Below are 14,304 nucleotides of genomic sequence, written 5' to 3'. Positions count from 1 at the left end.
AAATAAGAAATTTCATAATTTTTAGAATTAAAAAAGAATAATGTGATTAAATATGAGTACTGTTAAAACATTAGTGAAAAATACAAGTGTATTATTCCTATCACAAATGGTAAGTTATATTCTTGCATTCTTTTATACACTATACTCAGCAAGATATCTTGGAACAACAAATTTTGGTATTATTTCTTTTGCTACTGCAATTTCAGGATTATTTGCTATTTTTACAGACCTAGGTCTTTCTACACTAACAATACGTGAAGTTGCGAGAGATAAAAATAAGAGTGATAAATATTTAGGCAATCACGGAATGATAAAACTAATATTATCCTTAATAACCATGTTAATATTAGTTATCTTTGTTAATATTGGAACATTCAATGAAATAACTAAAAATGTAGTTTATATTATTGGTTCATCAGTCATTATTAATGCATTTAGTGGTACTTTTACTTCTATGTTTAGAGCATTTGAAGAAATGGAATATCAGTCAATATCCGAGATAATTAATGCAGTAGTATTATTTATAGGAATTTTATTCTGTGTATTTACTAAACAATCAGTAATCGCAGTATCATTAGTTTATTTACTAGCATCAATTATTGTATTAATCTATAATTTTACGATGTGTACTAAAAACTATGGATTAATTCATTTTCAAGTTGATTTAAAATTCTGGAAATATTTAATTTACACAGCATTTCCTCTTGCTATTACTAGTATATTTGCATTAATTTCATTTAGAATGAATACAATTCTATTAAATATGTTAACAACTAGTGCACAAGTAGGAGAATATACTGCTGCATTTAATTTAATGCAAGCACTCATATTTATACCAACTGTATATTCAACTGCAATAATGCCAATATTTTCAAAGTTTTATGTTGATAATAAAGATATGCTTGATTATTCCTATAAAAAATCTTTAAAATACTTAACAATAATCAGCGTACCTATATCTATGGGAACCCTGGTATTAGCAGATAAAATCATACTATTTATATATGGATCAGCATATGTAAATACAATTCCTGTATTAAAATTAATCATATGGGCATTACCTGCAATATTTTTAAGTTATATATTGGGAAATAGTATTGCATCAATTAATAAACAACATGAAACCGTTAAAGTTACATTTTTATGTTTGATATTAAGTACTGTAGGGAATTTCATATTAATCAAGTTATCTGGTGGTATAGGTGCTGCATTTATCACTGTTTTAAATGAAGTAAGTATGGTATTATTCTATATGTATATTATGAATAAGTATGGATATTCTGTACCTCTTAGAAGTATACTTGTTAAACCTTTTATTGCAAGTTTAGTTATGGGTATTGTACTTTATATATTAAACCTTGAATTATTCACAAGTGTCATTATAGGAATAATAGTTTACTTTATTAGTATTTTTGCTATTAAAACATTTGATAAGGATGATTTAAACATATTAAAACAATTACTACCTGAAAAGATTAATAAAATAATAAGTAACTATGAGTGATATGTTATGATGAGTATTATTTGTGTATATAACAATATAGAAATACTAGAAAATTACCTCTTGAAAAGTCTTAAAAAACAAAAAGGAGATTATGAATTAATTTTAGTAGATAATAGAAAAAATAAATTTTCCAATGCTGCGAGTGCACTGAATTATGGTGCAAGTAAATCCAAAGGAGAATATCTAGTATTTACTCATCAAGATATTAATTTCATTAATGAAAATTGGATTATAGATACATGTCATAAGATAAAACAGTTAGATAATATAGGAATTATAGGTGTGGCTGGAAAAACTACAGATAGTCTTGTTAGAAGTAATATTAAACAAGGATTAAGTCCAGTTGATGTTTCACCATATAAATTAGATAAAACAGAACTTGCAAGTACATTAGATGAATGTTTATTTATTATTCCACGTGAAATTTTTAATAAATATTTACTTGATGAAAAACAATGTCCTGATTGGCACTTATATTGTGTAGATTATGTGTATAATATTAGAGAAAAAGGATATAATGCATATTTAATTCCAACAGAACTTGAACATAGATCTAAAGGTGCTTCCATGTCTGAAGGTTATTATGAAACATTACCTAATTTACAGAAAAAATATAAAAAAGAGAAATTAATCCGTACATGTATGGGTGATTGGTTTACATTTATTCCAGTGAACATTCAAAGAAGAATTAAAAAGTATAAACCCTATTAATAGTCTATTATGAATGTACAACAATCATCATATTTTGAAATACATTCTACTTCTTCTACTGAAATTTCTTTTTCAAAATGTTTTTCAAATATACCTTTCAAAATCCCTTTTGTAACATTACATGTTGGAAGATTATATTGTAGTTTAAAACATTCATGACACCCGCTGTTTTTGAAAATTAATGGTTCAAAACTACTTATTTTTATTTGACCTAGATTTAGTTCACTGAATTTTTCTTTTATTAACTCCACTAATTCTTCAAGATTTGAATATTTAAATGTTTTATAGATATTTTCACCTATTCTTTGACCTGTTGCTACTTCCAACGGTTCAAGTTGTAATCCATGAACTAATAATATGGATTTAAACTGCCTAAACATCTCTATATATAATTGTTCCTGAGACATGATCTCATTTTCTATTTCAGGTAACTTATAAATTAGTTTATCTGGAAAAATTTCACCTATATAATCTGCATAGATATAAAATAATTTACTACGCCTATCAAGAGGATGTGATTTAAAACTAATTATTCCTTCATCAATTAGATTTTTTAAATGTACAGATATTGTTGATTTAGATTTTCCTGTTGTTTTGACTATTTCAGCTTCACTTACCTGTCCTTCAAGAATATTGAGAATTTGTATTTTTATAGGACTATCCACTATCTTAATTCCTTTTGTAGTAGAATAGATTTTAATTTTTATATTATTAAAATTATTTATAGGCATCATAATTTCTATTCTATTCAATAGATAATATAAATTTTATTCCATTATTTCCACATAAAACTACACAATTATCATAAAAAATGAAATATATTAAATAATAATTTAAAAAAAATATGAAAATTATGCTTAAATTTATTATAAGATAGAACTCCAACTAACTAATTATATACAAAAAAATCACTATATTTGTATATAAATATTTTGAAAAAGAAAATAATAATCAATACATTTAAAGAAAAGAAAATATGAGGAGATTAAAACCTATGGTATTTGTATTATCCAAATTATATCAAATGTTACCTGAAAACATTAAAAATAATCAACATGTAATTGAATTAGTTCAAAAATTTAACAATAATAACAAATTTAAAGAAATAGAATCTCACTACAGAATGCTTGATATGATTTTTGCAAGTTGTGATATAAAAGCAACAGGCACTATGCGACAAATACAATTACTATCTCTTGAATTACTACGTTTATTTGATAATATATGTAGAAAATATAACTTAAACTACTGGTTAGATTATGGAACATTACTTGGTGCTGTAAGACATGGTGGTTTTGTACCATGGGATGATGATATAGATATTGGAATGATACGTGATGATTATGAAAAACTAGTCAAAGTATTTCCTAAAGAAATAGAAAAAATTGAAGGGCTAAAAGAACATATTATAATATCAAAATTAACTAAACCACATGCTGATCTTAACAATACAAATGAATTAGATACATTAAATAATAATACATTTATATTATTTTTCCAATGCGCATATAAGAAACCCTTTGTACACTTTGACGTATTCCCAAAAGATTACATAAAAGATGAAGGTTTAACTAAAACAAGAAACAATATGCAAACAGAACTACAAGTAGAACTTAGGGATAAGATTAGTAAAAATGAATGGACCTTTGAAGAAGGATTAATAAAACAGAATAATAAAATGAAATTCACTCACGAAAAAACTGCTCATGTATCTGATGCAATAGATGGACTGCATAACAATATCCATAATAGAATTTATAAAACAGATTATATATTTCCACTGGATAAAATACAATTTGAAAATTATGAATTCATGTGTCCTCATGATTATGAATCATATTTACCTATTATTTATGGTCAAGAATACATGCATATACCTCATATTGCATTAGATCATAATACAACAGGATTTGTTAAAAATCAATATAATAATGTAAAAAAAGACATGGATAATGGATTTGAAGAAGCAATTAGTTTCTTAAAAGAAATAAATGATAATTTTAAATAATTTAACAATTATTCTTTTTTAGAAACTATTCGTATCAACATAGGATCATCATCCTTATAAACTGCTAATCCTTGACTTTCAAGCTTATAAATAATAGATAATCCATTTTTTTCTAATTTTTCAATAGTATCTTCAAAATCAAGATATCTACGATAATGAGTAGTTACATTTTCATTATCACTAAGTTTTTCCCCTTTATCAAACATGGGATCTTTAATACTACGTACTTCTAAGAAAAATAAACCATTTTTATTTAATTGTGAACCTATCCATTTTAAAACTCGGGATTCTGCTTCTTCAGTAATTGAATGTAGTGTGAATCGTGAATAAATATAATCATATTTCTTTTCAGTGCCCAAATTTGTAAAATCACCTGCTTTAAAATCAAGATTATATAAACTGTATTTATGATTTAAATAATCCATTTCAGTTTCAACCTGATCTATTGCAGTTACTTTTAAATTATTTTTAGCAAAAAATACACTATCCCTACCATTTCCACAACCTAACTCAATTAAAGATTTATCTGGATTTAAAAAACCACGAATAAATTTTGCAAAAGTTGATGGTTCTACAGGATTAGGATTTTCTTTATAGTATTGTTCCCAATAAGATTTATCATTCATAGATAAGTATATGAAAATTATTTTATTTAAAATTTTTATAAATAATGTTAAAATTCTAATTTAGATTTTGAAAACAAGATTAAAATAAATTAATTTAAAAATAAGAGTATTTATTACATAGAATATGTTAAAAAAAATACCATAGACAATCAAAATATCATGAAACTGTTTAAAATAAATTATTTTTATTTATAAGAAAAAAATATTTTAAAATTTAAATAAAACAAAAAAGAAATATAAATTATTAATTAAAAATTCTGTAAAAAAATATATGATTAATAATATAATTGGAGATTTATATGATAGATGTTGCTAGTGCATATGAAGGAGAAACAATTCTTATTACGGGAGGCGCAGGTTGTGTTGGAAGTAATTTAACAAGAAAACTTGCTGAATACAACCCTAAAAAAATAATTATTTTAGATGATTTATCATCTGCTTACACATGGAATATACCAAAATTAGACTGTGTTGAGTTTATACAAGGAGATATTTGTGATGATCAAGTATTAAAATGGGTATTTAAACAAAAACCAGATTATGTGTTCCATTTAGCAGCACATTTTGCTAATCAAAACTCTGTAGATAAACCTGAAAAAGATTTGAAAGTTAATGGATTAGGTATATTAAAAGTTTTAGAACATGCTCAATTAACTGGAGTTAAAAGATTTGTATATTCAAGTAGTGGTTGTGGAGTTTATGGTTTAGAATCAAAAATGCCATTCGAAGAACATGATATTAGTATAAGTTTACATACACCATACCAAGTTACTAAATTACTAGGTGAATTATACACAAATTATTTCCATAATTTATATGATATGCCTATTGCAAACGCCCGTTTTTTCAACGTATTCGGTCCAGGAGAAGTCCCTGGTAAATATAGAAATGTTATTCCCAATTTCATGTATTGGGCAATGAATGGACAAGCATTACCTATAACCGGTGATGGAAATGAAACTCGTGATTGGACATATATTGATGACATCCTACAAGGACTTACCCGTCTAGGCGTAGTGGAAGATGCTATTGGAGAATCAATTAATTTAGGTTCAGGAAAAGATCACCGAGTTATTGATATGGCAAATAAAGTGAATGAATTATGTGATAATCAAGCAGGAATCGCATATAAAGAACGTAGAGATTGGGATGCGAAAAATAAACTATTATCTTCCATAGATAAAGCTAAAAAAATTCTAAAATATAAACCTCAACATACATTTGAAGAAGGTCTTGAGAATACACATGACTGGTTTGTGGAAAACTGGGATAATATTCAAAAAAGTGCAGAATTTTAGATAAGACAACCCTTTTTTACAAATTAGAAGTATACATGAAAATAAATATGAAAAAGAATCCTAATAGTGATAAAAATGAAAATATTAGTAGTACAGGAATCCGATTGGATTAAAAGAAATCCACACCAACAACACCATTTAATGGAATTATTAGGATTAAGAGGACATCAAATACATGTAATTGACTATGAAGTAGACTGGAAAATAGATAAAAAAAATTCAGAATACAAATATAAAAGCCCTAGACAAGAATTTAATAAATATAAAAAAATATACAACACCGAAAATGTTACAGTAATTAGACCACCTCTTATAAAACTACCAGTATTCAATTATCTCTCAATATTACATTACCATAAACAAGAAATTAAACGTCAAATAAAAGAATTTGAACCTGACGTTATTGTAGGATTTGGAATACTAAATGCAAGTATTGCTTCAAAAATAGCTAAAAAAGAAAATATTCCATTTGTATATTACTTTATAGATGTATTACATGAATTAATTCCAGAGAAAATATTCAGAAACCTTGGAAAACGTATGATAAAAAATACAATACGTAGATCATCCTATGTTTTAACAATAAATCGTAAACTTAATGAAACCGCTGCAGAATTAGGTGCAAATCCTCATAAAATGAGTATTATTGGGGCTGGAATAAATCTAAAACAATTTAACTATCAAAAACATAACGGTTATAAAATACGTAAATACTACCATATAAATAATAATGACATCGTATTATTCTTCATGGGCTTTTTATACAATTTTGCAGGTCTTAAAGAATTAGCAATGGAATTAGGAAAAAATAAAGGAAAATACCCCAATATTAAATTAATGATTGTTGGAGATGGTGATTCCTTTGAAGCACTACAATTAATCCAAAAGAAATATAATCTTGAAGACCAAATGATTCTAACAGGACGACAAAAATACAAAATTATGCCTGACTTAATAGGTGCCAGCGACATTTGTATTCTTCCAGCACATCAAGATGAAATCATAATGCAAAACATAGTTCCAATAAAATTATATGAATATATGGCAATGAAAAAACCAGTGATTGCTACAAAATTACCAGGATTAGTTGCAGAATTCGGAGAACAAAATGGTTTAGTCTATATTAATCATGCTGAAGAAGTATTAGAATTAGTAAATAAAAAATTTAATAATAAACGAGAAATAGTCAAAGTAGGATTAGCAGGTTATAATTTTATTGAAGATAATGATTGGCGTAAACTTACAATGAAATTCGAAAGTATATTAGAAGGTTTAATTCTAGATTTACTATTAAAAGACATATAACCTCCCCTACCTATTTATACAGTGATATTTTATGAATATTTTACAAGTTATTCCTTATTTTACATTTAGTCGAGGTGGCGACGTTAATGTATGTTATAATCTTTCAAAACAATTATGTGCTAAAGGACATACTGTTACGATTTTAACAACTACCTTTGAGTATAATGAAGAAGATACTGCATCTATATCTAACCTCACAATGGTACCTATTGAATACAAATTTAATTTAGATTTATTTATTTACTCACCACAAATAAAAGCATGGTTAGATAAAAATATTAAAAATTTTGACATAATCCATTTACATGAACTTAGATCCTATCAGAATAACGTTATAATAGACTATGCTAAAAAATATAATATTCCATATATTGTACAGCCACATGCATCCACCCCAAAACATGTGAATAAATCATTTATCAAAAATATGTATGATATTGTATATGGAAATAAAATTATGCAAAATGCTTCCACAGTAATTGCTGTTTCTGAAGAAGAAGCATATTATGATAAGAAAATGAATGCTAAAAATGTTCAAGTAATTTATAATGGTATGAATCTAGAAGAATACCATGACTTACCAGAAAAAGGCATATTTCAGAAAAAAATTAAATCAAAATATTTATTATATTTAGGCAGACTAGATAAACTAAAAGGAATTAATCATATAATCGAAGCATTTTCGGAACTACCCTCAAAATATAATGAATATAAATTAGTAATTGCTGGAAAAATAACAGACTATAAACAAGAATTAGATCAAATAATAGAAACTAGAAATATTCAAAATAAAATATTATTCACAGATTTTGTTAAAGAAGAAGATAAAATAAGCATATATCATGATGCAGAATTATTTATCAATCCAGTAAAGTATATGGGTGGTGTATCTTTAACAGTTTTTGAAGCAATCCTTTCAAATACCCCAGTTATTGTAACTCCTGAATCAGGAGAACTTATAGAAAAAATAAATGCGGGAACCATAGTAGAATATGGAAACATTACCCAAATAAAAGAAGCAATTATTAATACATTAGAAGATAAAGAAACTACATTAAAACAATTACAAAATGGTCAAAAATACATATATACTCATCTTCAGTGGAATCATGTCACAGATAAAATTATAGAAATATATAAAAAAATTATTGAAGGAGAAATATAAAAATGATGAATATACTATTAATTTGCCATGATATTCCTTCAATGACAGTTGGTGCAACATTACCCATATATCATCTAATAAAAAATCTAGGAAAGACCTATTCAATTAATTTAATTTCATTTAATTCAGAACAATATGATATAACTGAACTCAAACCTTTTTTAAACAAATATACTAATATTAAAATTCCAAAACACCATTCAATAAAAAATCAACTTAAATACACAATGAAAAACATGTTTACTTTGGATAATCTCCATAAACGCAGTTTTCTAAATTATTATTATCATAAAGATATGAGTAAATTAATAGAAAAATCAATAATTAATGAACAATATGACATTATAATTACAGATATGCCCATGGCATTCTATGTTAAAAATACAAACATTCCTAAAATTGTCTATGCCTTTGATGCTGTAAGTGATTATAATTATAAAATGTATACTAAATCAAATACTATCTGGACTAAACTATATTGGTACTTGAATTATCTGAAAATCCATAGATATGAAAAAACATATGATAAATTTAATGCATGTATTGTGGTAAATAAGAAAGATAAAACATTATTAGAAAGATATATTAAAACAAAGATTGAAGTTATACCTAATGGAGTAGATACTTCTTTTTTTAAAAATAATAATGATGAAACAGGGCAAAAAATAGTATTTTTAGGTGATATGAGTACTCCTCCTAATAATGATGCTGTGAAATACTTTATAGATGAAATATATCCACTAATTTGTAAAGAAATAAATATCCCCTTCTATATAGTAGGTCGTAACCCTTCAAAATATATTAAACAGCTAAACAACCATGAAAATATAACCGTTACAGGCTCTGTGGATGATGTTAGACTTTATTTAACACCAGGAACAATATTTATCACCCCTATGATATCAGGTACAGGTATTAAAAATAAAATTTTAGAAGCAATGAGTATGAATTTACCTGTCGTATCAACATCTATTGGGATAAGCGGTATTAATTCTAGAAATTATGAAGAATTTATACTTGCAGACAATAATATTGAATTTAAAAGTGCAATTATAGAATTACATGAAAATATAAAATTAAAAAATAAAATATCATCGAATGCGAGAATATTTGTTAAAAATAATTATTCATGGCAAAAATCTATGAAAAAATTAGAAAAGATTATTAAAAATATAGTGAAAGAACAAAACTAGTTTACACTTGAATTATATATAAGTTACAACATAATTTATAATAATGAAAGATAATCTTATTTAACTAGAAGTCAAATACCTCAAAGATTATCTAATTAAATTAAGGAATGTAATGAATATGAAGGTTTCATTTGTTATACCAGCATTAAATGAAGAAGGAATCGTGGGGAAAACCATAAAAAGTATACCTGTTAAGGAAATTAAAGAAGCAGGATATGAAGTTGAAATAATCGTAGTAAATAATAATTCTACAGATAATACAGCCCAAGAAGCAAGTGATGCTGGTGCCACCGTATTTTTAGAAAAAAATAGAGGATATGGAAATGCATATATTCGTGGATTCAAGGAAGCCACGGGAGATATAATTATAATGGGTGATGCTGATGGAACATACCCTCTTGAACAATCAATGGACTTCATAAAATATATAGTAGAAGATAATTGTGATTTTGTTATAGGCTCCCGTTTTGATGGTACTATTGAAGAAGGAGCAATGCCTGCACTTCATAAATACATAGGAAATCCTATGTTAACAAAAATGTTAAATATTCTATTCCATTCACATTATTCAGACACCCATTGTGGTATGCGAGCTTTTACTCGTGAAGCTATAGATAAAATGGATCTAAAAGCACCAGGTATGGAATTTGCAATAGAAATGGTTATTGAAGCTAGTGAAAAGAATTTAAAAATCAAAGAAGTACCTATTCACTATAAAAAACGTGGTGGTGGCGAAGCTAAATTAAGTTCTTTTAGTGATGGATGGAGACATGTGAAATATATGTTAACACGTAGATTTTAAAATTATAATTACATAACCTTCATTATTATTTTTTTATTATAACATTATTTCTTTTTTTCAGGAGACTTGTTTATGAAAATAGCATTTATATATGATACTGCTTATCCTTGGGTAACTGGTGGTGCAGAACGTAGAATTTTTGAAATATGTAAACGTCTTGTAGCAAGAGGACATGATGTACATATATTTTCATTAGGTTATTGGATGAATTCTAAAGAATTCTATTCACAGACAAATATAACATACCATGGTATTAAATACCATAGTGTTGGAAATCCAATGGAATTATATACTGAAAATAATACAAGATCCATTAAAGAAGCCATATACTATGCATGGTGTGTTTTAACACGTGCAAATTTAAGTGATTTTGATATTGTTGATTGTCAAGGTTTTCCTTATTTTTCATGTTATAGTAGTGCACTTAGAACATTGTCAAAAAAAACAAATCTTGTAATTACATTACATGAAATTTGGAATGATTATTGGTATGAATATATGGGTAAAAAAGGAATATTTGGAAAGATTATTGAAAAAAGTATTCTTTATTTAACTGATAATGTTATCTGTGTATCCCAGTTAACTTACCGAAATATGTTAAAGAATAAAGAACCATCTAATACAACAATTATTGGTAATGGAGTAAATACCAGAGATATAACTTACCTAGAAGCTAGCGATTCATATTGTGATATTTTATATGCAGGTCGTTTAATACCTGAAAAACATGTTGATTTACTTATTAAATCTATAAACAAGGTAGTTAAAGTTCACCCATATGTTAAATGTTTTATTATTGGAGAAGGACCTATGGAAAATGAGTTAAAAGAAATGGTTCACTCTATGAACTTGGAGAACAATGTATTTTTTAAAGGATTTTATGATAATCAGTTAGAATTATATAAGACTATGAAAAGTTCTTCAGTATTTGTATTACCTTCCACAAGAGAAGGTTTTGGAATTGTTGTTATTGAAGCTAATGCTTGTGGTATTCCAGTTATTACTATTAATTCCCCCATGAATGCTTCTAAAGATTTAGTAAACTGTGATAATGGATGGATTATTGAAGATAATTACGAAGAATTAGCTATTTTAATTAATCAATTAATTTCAACAGGAATTTCATCTAAAATTCGTGATAAATGTAGACAATTTGCTAAAAAATATGATTGGAATCATATAACTTCTCTCACAGAACAGTATTATCTAGATATTTTAGAAAATAAATAATCATTTTTCTATTTTTCTTTATTTAATATATGATAAATAGTTTATACATAAAGTAAACATATTAAATGATTATAATTATATATTATAATAATCTTAATTATAAATTCATATATTTGAGTTATTAATAATTTGGTGAGGTTTTATTTTTGAAAATTATTCAAACCCCTGTTAGATTCTACCCATTTATTGGTGGTGTTGAACAGTATGTGTATTATATTTCTAAAGAATTAGTTAAGTATGATAATTGTGAAGTTAAAGTTATTTGTGCAAATGAACCAAGTAATATAGATAGAGAGACGTATGCTAATATAAATATCCAACGCCTTAAATATTTTGGAAAAATTGCTAACACAAACATCACTTTATCTCTTCCAAGTACTCTTTACAAAGAGGACTATGATATTATTCACACACATATCCCAACACCTTGGAGTAGTGATTGGAGTAATATATCCACAAGAATAAAAAATAAACCATTAGTAGTAACATACCATAATGACATAATAGGTACGGGAATTGCCAATACTATAGCCAATATATATAACAAAACTGCATTAAAATTCCTATTAAACAAAGCCAATAAAATTATCATAACACAAGATAATTACATCAAATCACCCCACTTAAAAAATTATAAAGATAAAATAACAACAATCCCCAATGGTGTAGATACAAACCTATTTAAACCTAAAACATGCCCTAGACAAGAAAATCAAATATTCTTCCTAAGCGTACTTGATAAATTCCATAAATACAAAGGACTAGATTACTTATTAGAATCACTTGTTAATGTTAAAAAAAGCATACCCTCCATAAAACTAATAGTAGGAGGACAAGGAGAACTAATGCATTATTATCAAGAAAAAGTGAATAAATTAGGACTTGAAAATAATGTTGAATTTAAAGGATTCCTAACTGATGAAAAAGTTATTGAATATTATGCCAAATCAGAATTATTCATATTACCCTCTATTTCATCACTACAAGAAGGATTCGGTATTGTAGTTCTAGAAGCATTATCTTGTAAAACTCCAGTGATAAGTACAGACATAGTTGGTGTATCAGAGGATGTTGTAAAAACAAATAGTGGTATAATAATACCCCCTAAAGACATAAATGCCCTCGAAGAGGCTATAATTACAATATTAACAAATAAAGAACTACAAAAAACTATGGGTGAAAATGGTAGAAAACTTGTACAAGAAAAATATGAATGGACATCTATTGCAAATAAAATCTACAAATTATATGAGGAATTAATATGAAAATATGTTATATTTCTAATTTATATCCTCCAAACGTTCTTGGTGGAGCAGAAATTATTGTAGAAAAAATGGCATTAGAATTAGTAAAACATGGCCATGAATCCATAATTATTACAACAAGTCCTGACAATGAAAAACATGTTATTAACAGAGACAATACTAAAATATATCAGATAAATACCACTAAGTTATATCCAGTATATAAACAAACCGAAGCCTCAGGATTAAAAAAACCATTTTGGCATCTCTTTGATTTATGGAATAACTCCACTCTTAAAGAAATAAAAAAAATAGTGACTGAAGAAAAAGTAGACTTAATCCATATAAACAATTTTAAAGGATTATCCTTATCATGTTTTAAAGCTGGTAAAGATTTAAATATCCCTGTAATCTTTGAATCACATGATTTCTCATTAATTTGTCCAAGAGCTAACCTTATACGAGGAAATAATACATTATGTCAACAAAGAAATACAATATGTAATCAATATGTTAAAATACAAAGAAAATTACTTAATAATAATGTAGATTTATTAATATCCCCATCAAATTTTATGATTAATAAATTTAAAGAAAATAAGTTCTTTAATAATACAAAAACTGTTAAAATACCATTAGGTATTGATTATGAAAGTGAAAAATCAGAAAAAAATTATAATACACTTAACATCACATATATAGGTTCATTAGGCAAACATAAAGGAGTTCATACACTAATTAAAGCATTTAAAACTATTAAAAATGATTCTATTAGATTACATATCATTGGTAAAGGCTATGAGGAAGAAGAATTTAAACAAATGGCTAAACCAGATGCCCGGATAATATTCCATGGTTTTGTAGATAATAAAAACATTCGTAAGTTTTATGATATGTCTAATATCATAGTAATTCCATCAATATGTTATGATAACTCACCTCTCGTGATTTATGAAAGTTTTAGTACAGGAACTCCTGTAATTGGAAGTAATATTGGAGGAATACCTGAACTTATTGAAGAAAATGTTAATGGTTTTTTATTTGAACCAGGAAATAGTGAAAGTTTAAAAGAGAAACTTTTGAAAGTAATAAATGACAAAGAATTATTAAAGAAACTAGAATCTAATTCAGCGAAAACTCTACCTTCAAATTCCCTAGATGTGATGGTAGATAAATTAATAAGTGAATATTCAAAGCTTTTGAATTAATGGATGATAT

The 14,304-nt window shown here is 26.2% G+C and carries 13 protein-coding genes; 11 read left to right on the top strand and 2 right to left on the bottom strand.

Going from position 1 to position 14,304, the window contains the following annotated elements; genetic code table 11:
* The first annotated feature begins 52 nt into the window (after positions 1 to 52).
* Together NL43_RS00615 and NL43_RS00610 are read left to right on the top strand one after the other, a co-directional pair.
* The gene (locus NL43_RS00615; RefSeq protein WP_069592036.1) at positions 53 to 1,504 is read left to right on the top strand and encodes a flippase; all 1,452 of its coding nucleotides are present in this window, start codon (positions 53 to 55) and stop codon (positions 1,502 to 1,504) included.
* 6 nt (positions 1,505 to 1,510) lie between these two features.
* Complete coding sequence (locus tag NL43_RS00610) at positions 1,511 to 2,215, top strand: glycosyltransferase (RefSeq protein WP_069592035.1); 705 nt, start codon at positions 1,511 to 1,513, stop codon at positions 2,213 to 2,215.
* Here NL43_RS00610 and NL43_RS00605 read toward each other — a convergent pair.
* On the bottom strand, positions 2,212 to 2,880 hold the full coding sequence (locus NL43_RS00605) for a V4R domain-containing protein (protein ID WP_158005531.1): 669 nt from the start codon (positions 2,878 to 2,880) through the stop codon (positions 2,212 to 2,214). The genes NL43_RS00610 and NL43_RS00605 overlap by 4 nt on opposite strands.
* A 329-nt stretch (positions 2,881 to 3,209) precedes the next feature.
* On the opposite strand from NL43_RS00605, the gene NL43_RS00600 reads away from it, so the two are divergent.
* Entirely contained in the window at positions 3,210 to 4,223 is a 1,014-nt protein-coding gene (locus NL43_RS00600) for a phosphorylcholine transferase LicD (protein WP_069592033.1), read from the top strand.
* A gap of 8 nt (positions 4,224 to 4,231) precedes the next feature.
* Here NL43_RS00600 and NL43_RS00595 read toward each other — a convergent pair whose 3' ends face one another.
* A complete protein-coding gene (locus NL43_RS00595; RefSeq protein ID WP_069592032.1) occupies positions 4,232 to 4,849 on the bottom strand; it encodes a bifunctional 2-polyprenyl-6-hydroxyphenol methylase/3-demethylubiquinol 3-O-methyltransferase UbiG in 618 nt (205 codons plus the stop codon).
* A gap of 299 nt (positions 4,850 to 5,148) precedes the next feature.
* Here NL43_RS00595 and NL43_RS00590 point away from each other — a divergent pair, with 299 nt between their 5' ends.
* The 8 genes from NL43_RS00590 (at position 5,149) to NL43_RS00555 (ending at position 14,294) form a co-directional block, all read left to right on the top strand.
* Positions 5,149 to 6,147, top strand: a complete 999-nt coding sequence (locus NL43_RS00590) for an NAD-dependent epimerase/dehydratase family protein (protein WP_069592031.1) — start codon at positions 5,149 to 5,151, stop codon at positions 6,145 to 6,147.
* Between the two features lie 75 nt (positions 6,148 to 6,222).
* Positions 6,223 to 7,452, top strand: coding sequence for a glycosyltransferase (locus NL43_RS00585; protein ID WP_069592030.1), 1,230 nt, complete (start codon positions 6,223 to 6,225; stop codon positions 7,450 to 7,452).
* A gap of 31 nt (positions 7,453 to 7,483) precedes the next feature.
* A complete protein-coding gene (locus NL43_RS00580) occupies positions 7,484 to 8,617 on the top strand; it encodes a glycosyltransferase (RefSeq protein ID WP_069592029.1) in 1,134 nt (377 codons plus the stop codon).
* A 2-nt stretch (positions 8,618 to 8,619) separates the two neighbouring features.
* The gene (locus NL43_RS00575) at positions 8,620 to 9,810 is read left to right on the top strand and encodes a glycosyltransferase (RefSeq protein ID WP_069592028.1); all 1,191 of its coding nucleotides are present in this window, start codon (positions 8,620 to 8,622) and stop codon (positions 9,808 to 9,810) included.
* A 118-nt stretch (positions 9,811 to 9,928) separates the two neighbouring features.
* Entirely contained in the window at positions 9,929 to 10,612 is a 684-nt protein-coding gene (locus tag NL43_RS00570) for a glycosyltransferase family 2 protein (protein ID WP_069592027.1), read from the top strand.
* 72 nt (positions 10,613 to 10,684) lie between these two features.
* The gene (locus NL43_RS00565; RefSeq protein ID WP_069592026.1) at positions 10,685 to 11,842 is read left to right on the top strand and encodes a glycosyltransferase family 4 protein; all 1,158 of its coding nucleotides are present in this window, start codon (positions 10,685 to 10,687) and stop codon (positions 11,840 to 11,842) included.
* 146 nt (positions 11,843 to 11,988) lie between these two features.
* Positions 11,989 to 13,107, top strand: a complete 1,119-nt coding sequence (locus tag NL43_RS00560) for a glycosyltransferase family 4 protein (RefSeq protein WP_069592025.1) — start codon at positions 11,989 to 11,991, stop codon at positions 13,105 to 13,107.
* Positions 13,104 to 14,294 (top strand): glycosyltransferase family 4 protein, encoded by a 1,191-nt coding sequence (locus NL43_RS00555; RefSeq protein WP_069592024.1) that lies wholly within the window; start codon positions 13,104 to 13,106, stop codon positions 14,292 to 14,294. The genes NL43_RS00560 and NL43_RS00555 overlap by 4 nt, the downstream gene beginning before the upstream one ends.
* Positions 14,295 to 14,304 lie beyond the last annotated feature (10 nt).

It is taken from the genome of Methanosphaera sp. WGK6, assembly GCF_001729965.1.
GTDB lineage: Archaea > Methanobacteriota > Methanobacteria > Methanobacteriales > Methanobacteriaceae > Methanosphaera.
This window is presented reverse-complemented; position numbering and strand designations above follow the sequence as displayed.

Coding starts and splice junctions, on each gene's coding strand:
- NL43_RS00565 (WP_069592026.1), top strand. CDS start 10,685: ATGAAAATAGCATTTATATATGATACTGCTTATCCTTGGGTAACTGGT.
- NL43_RS00580 (WP_069592029.1), top strand. CDS start 7,484: ATGAATATTTTACAAGTTATTCCTTATTTTACATTTAGTCGAGGTGGC.
- NL43_RS00575 (WP_069592028.1), top strand. CDS start 8,620: ATGATGAATATACTATTAATTTGCCATGATATTCCTTCAATGACAGTT.
- NL43_RS00600 (WP_069592033.1), top strand. CDS start 3,210: ATGGTATTTGTATTATCCAAATTATATCAAATGTTACCTGAAAACATT.
- NL43_RS00590 (WP_069592031.1), top strand. CDS start 5,149: ATGATAGATGTTGCTAGTGCATATGAAGGAGAAACAATTCTTATTACG.
- NL43_RS00555 (WP_069592024.1), top strand. CDS start 13,104: ATGAAAATATGTTATATTTCTAATTTATATCCTCCAAACGTTCTTGGT.
- NL43_RS00615 (WP_069592036.1), top strand. CDS start 53: ATGAGTACTGTTAAAACATTAGTGAAAAATACAAGTGTATTATTCCTA.
- NL43_RS00610 (WP_069592035.1), top strand. CDS start 1,511: ATGATGAGTATTATTTGTGTATATAACAATATAGAAATACTAGAAAAT.
- NL43_RS00585 (WP_069592030.1), top strand. CDS start 6,223: ATGAAAATATTAGTAGTACAGGAATCCGATTGGATTAAAAGAAATCCA.
- NL43_RS00570 (WP_069592027.1), top strand. CDS start 9,929: ATGAAGGTTTCATTTGTTATACCAGCATTAAATGAAGAAGGAATCGTG.
- NL43_RS00595 (WP_069592032.1), bottom strand. CDS start 4,849: ATGAATGATAAATCTTATTGGGAACAATACTATAAAGAAAATCCTAAT.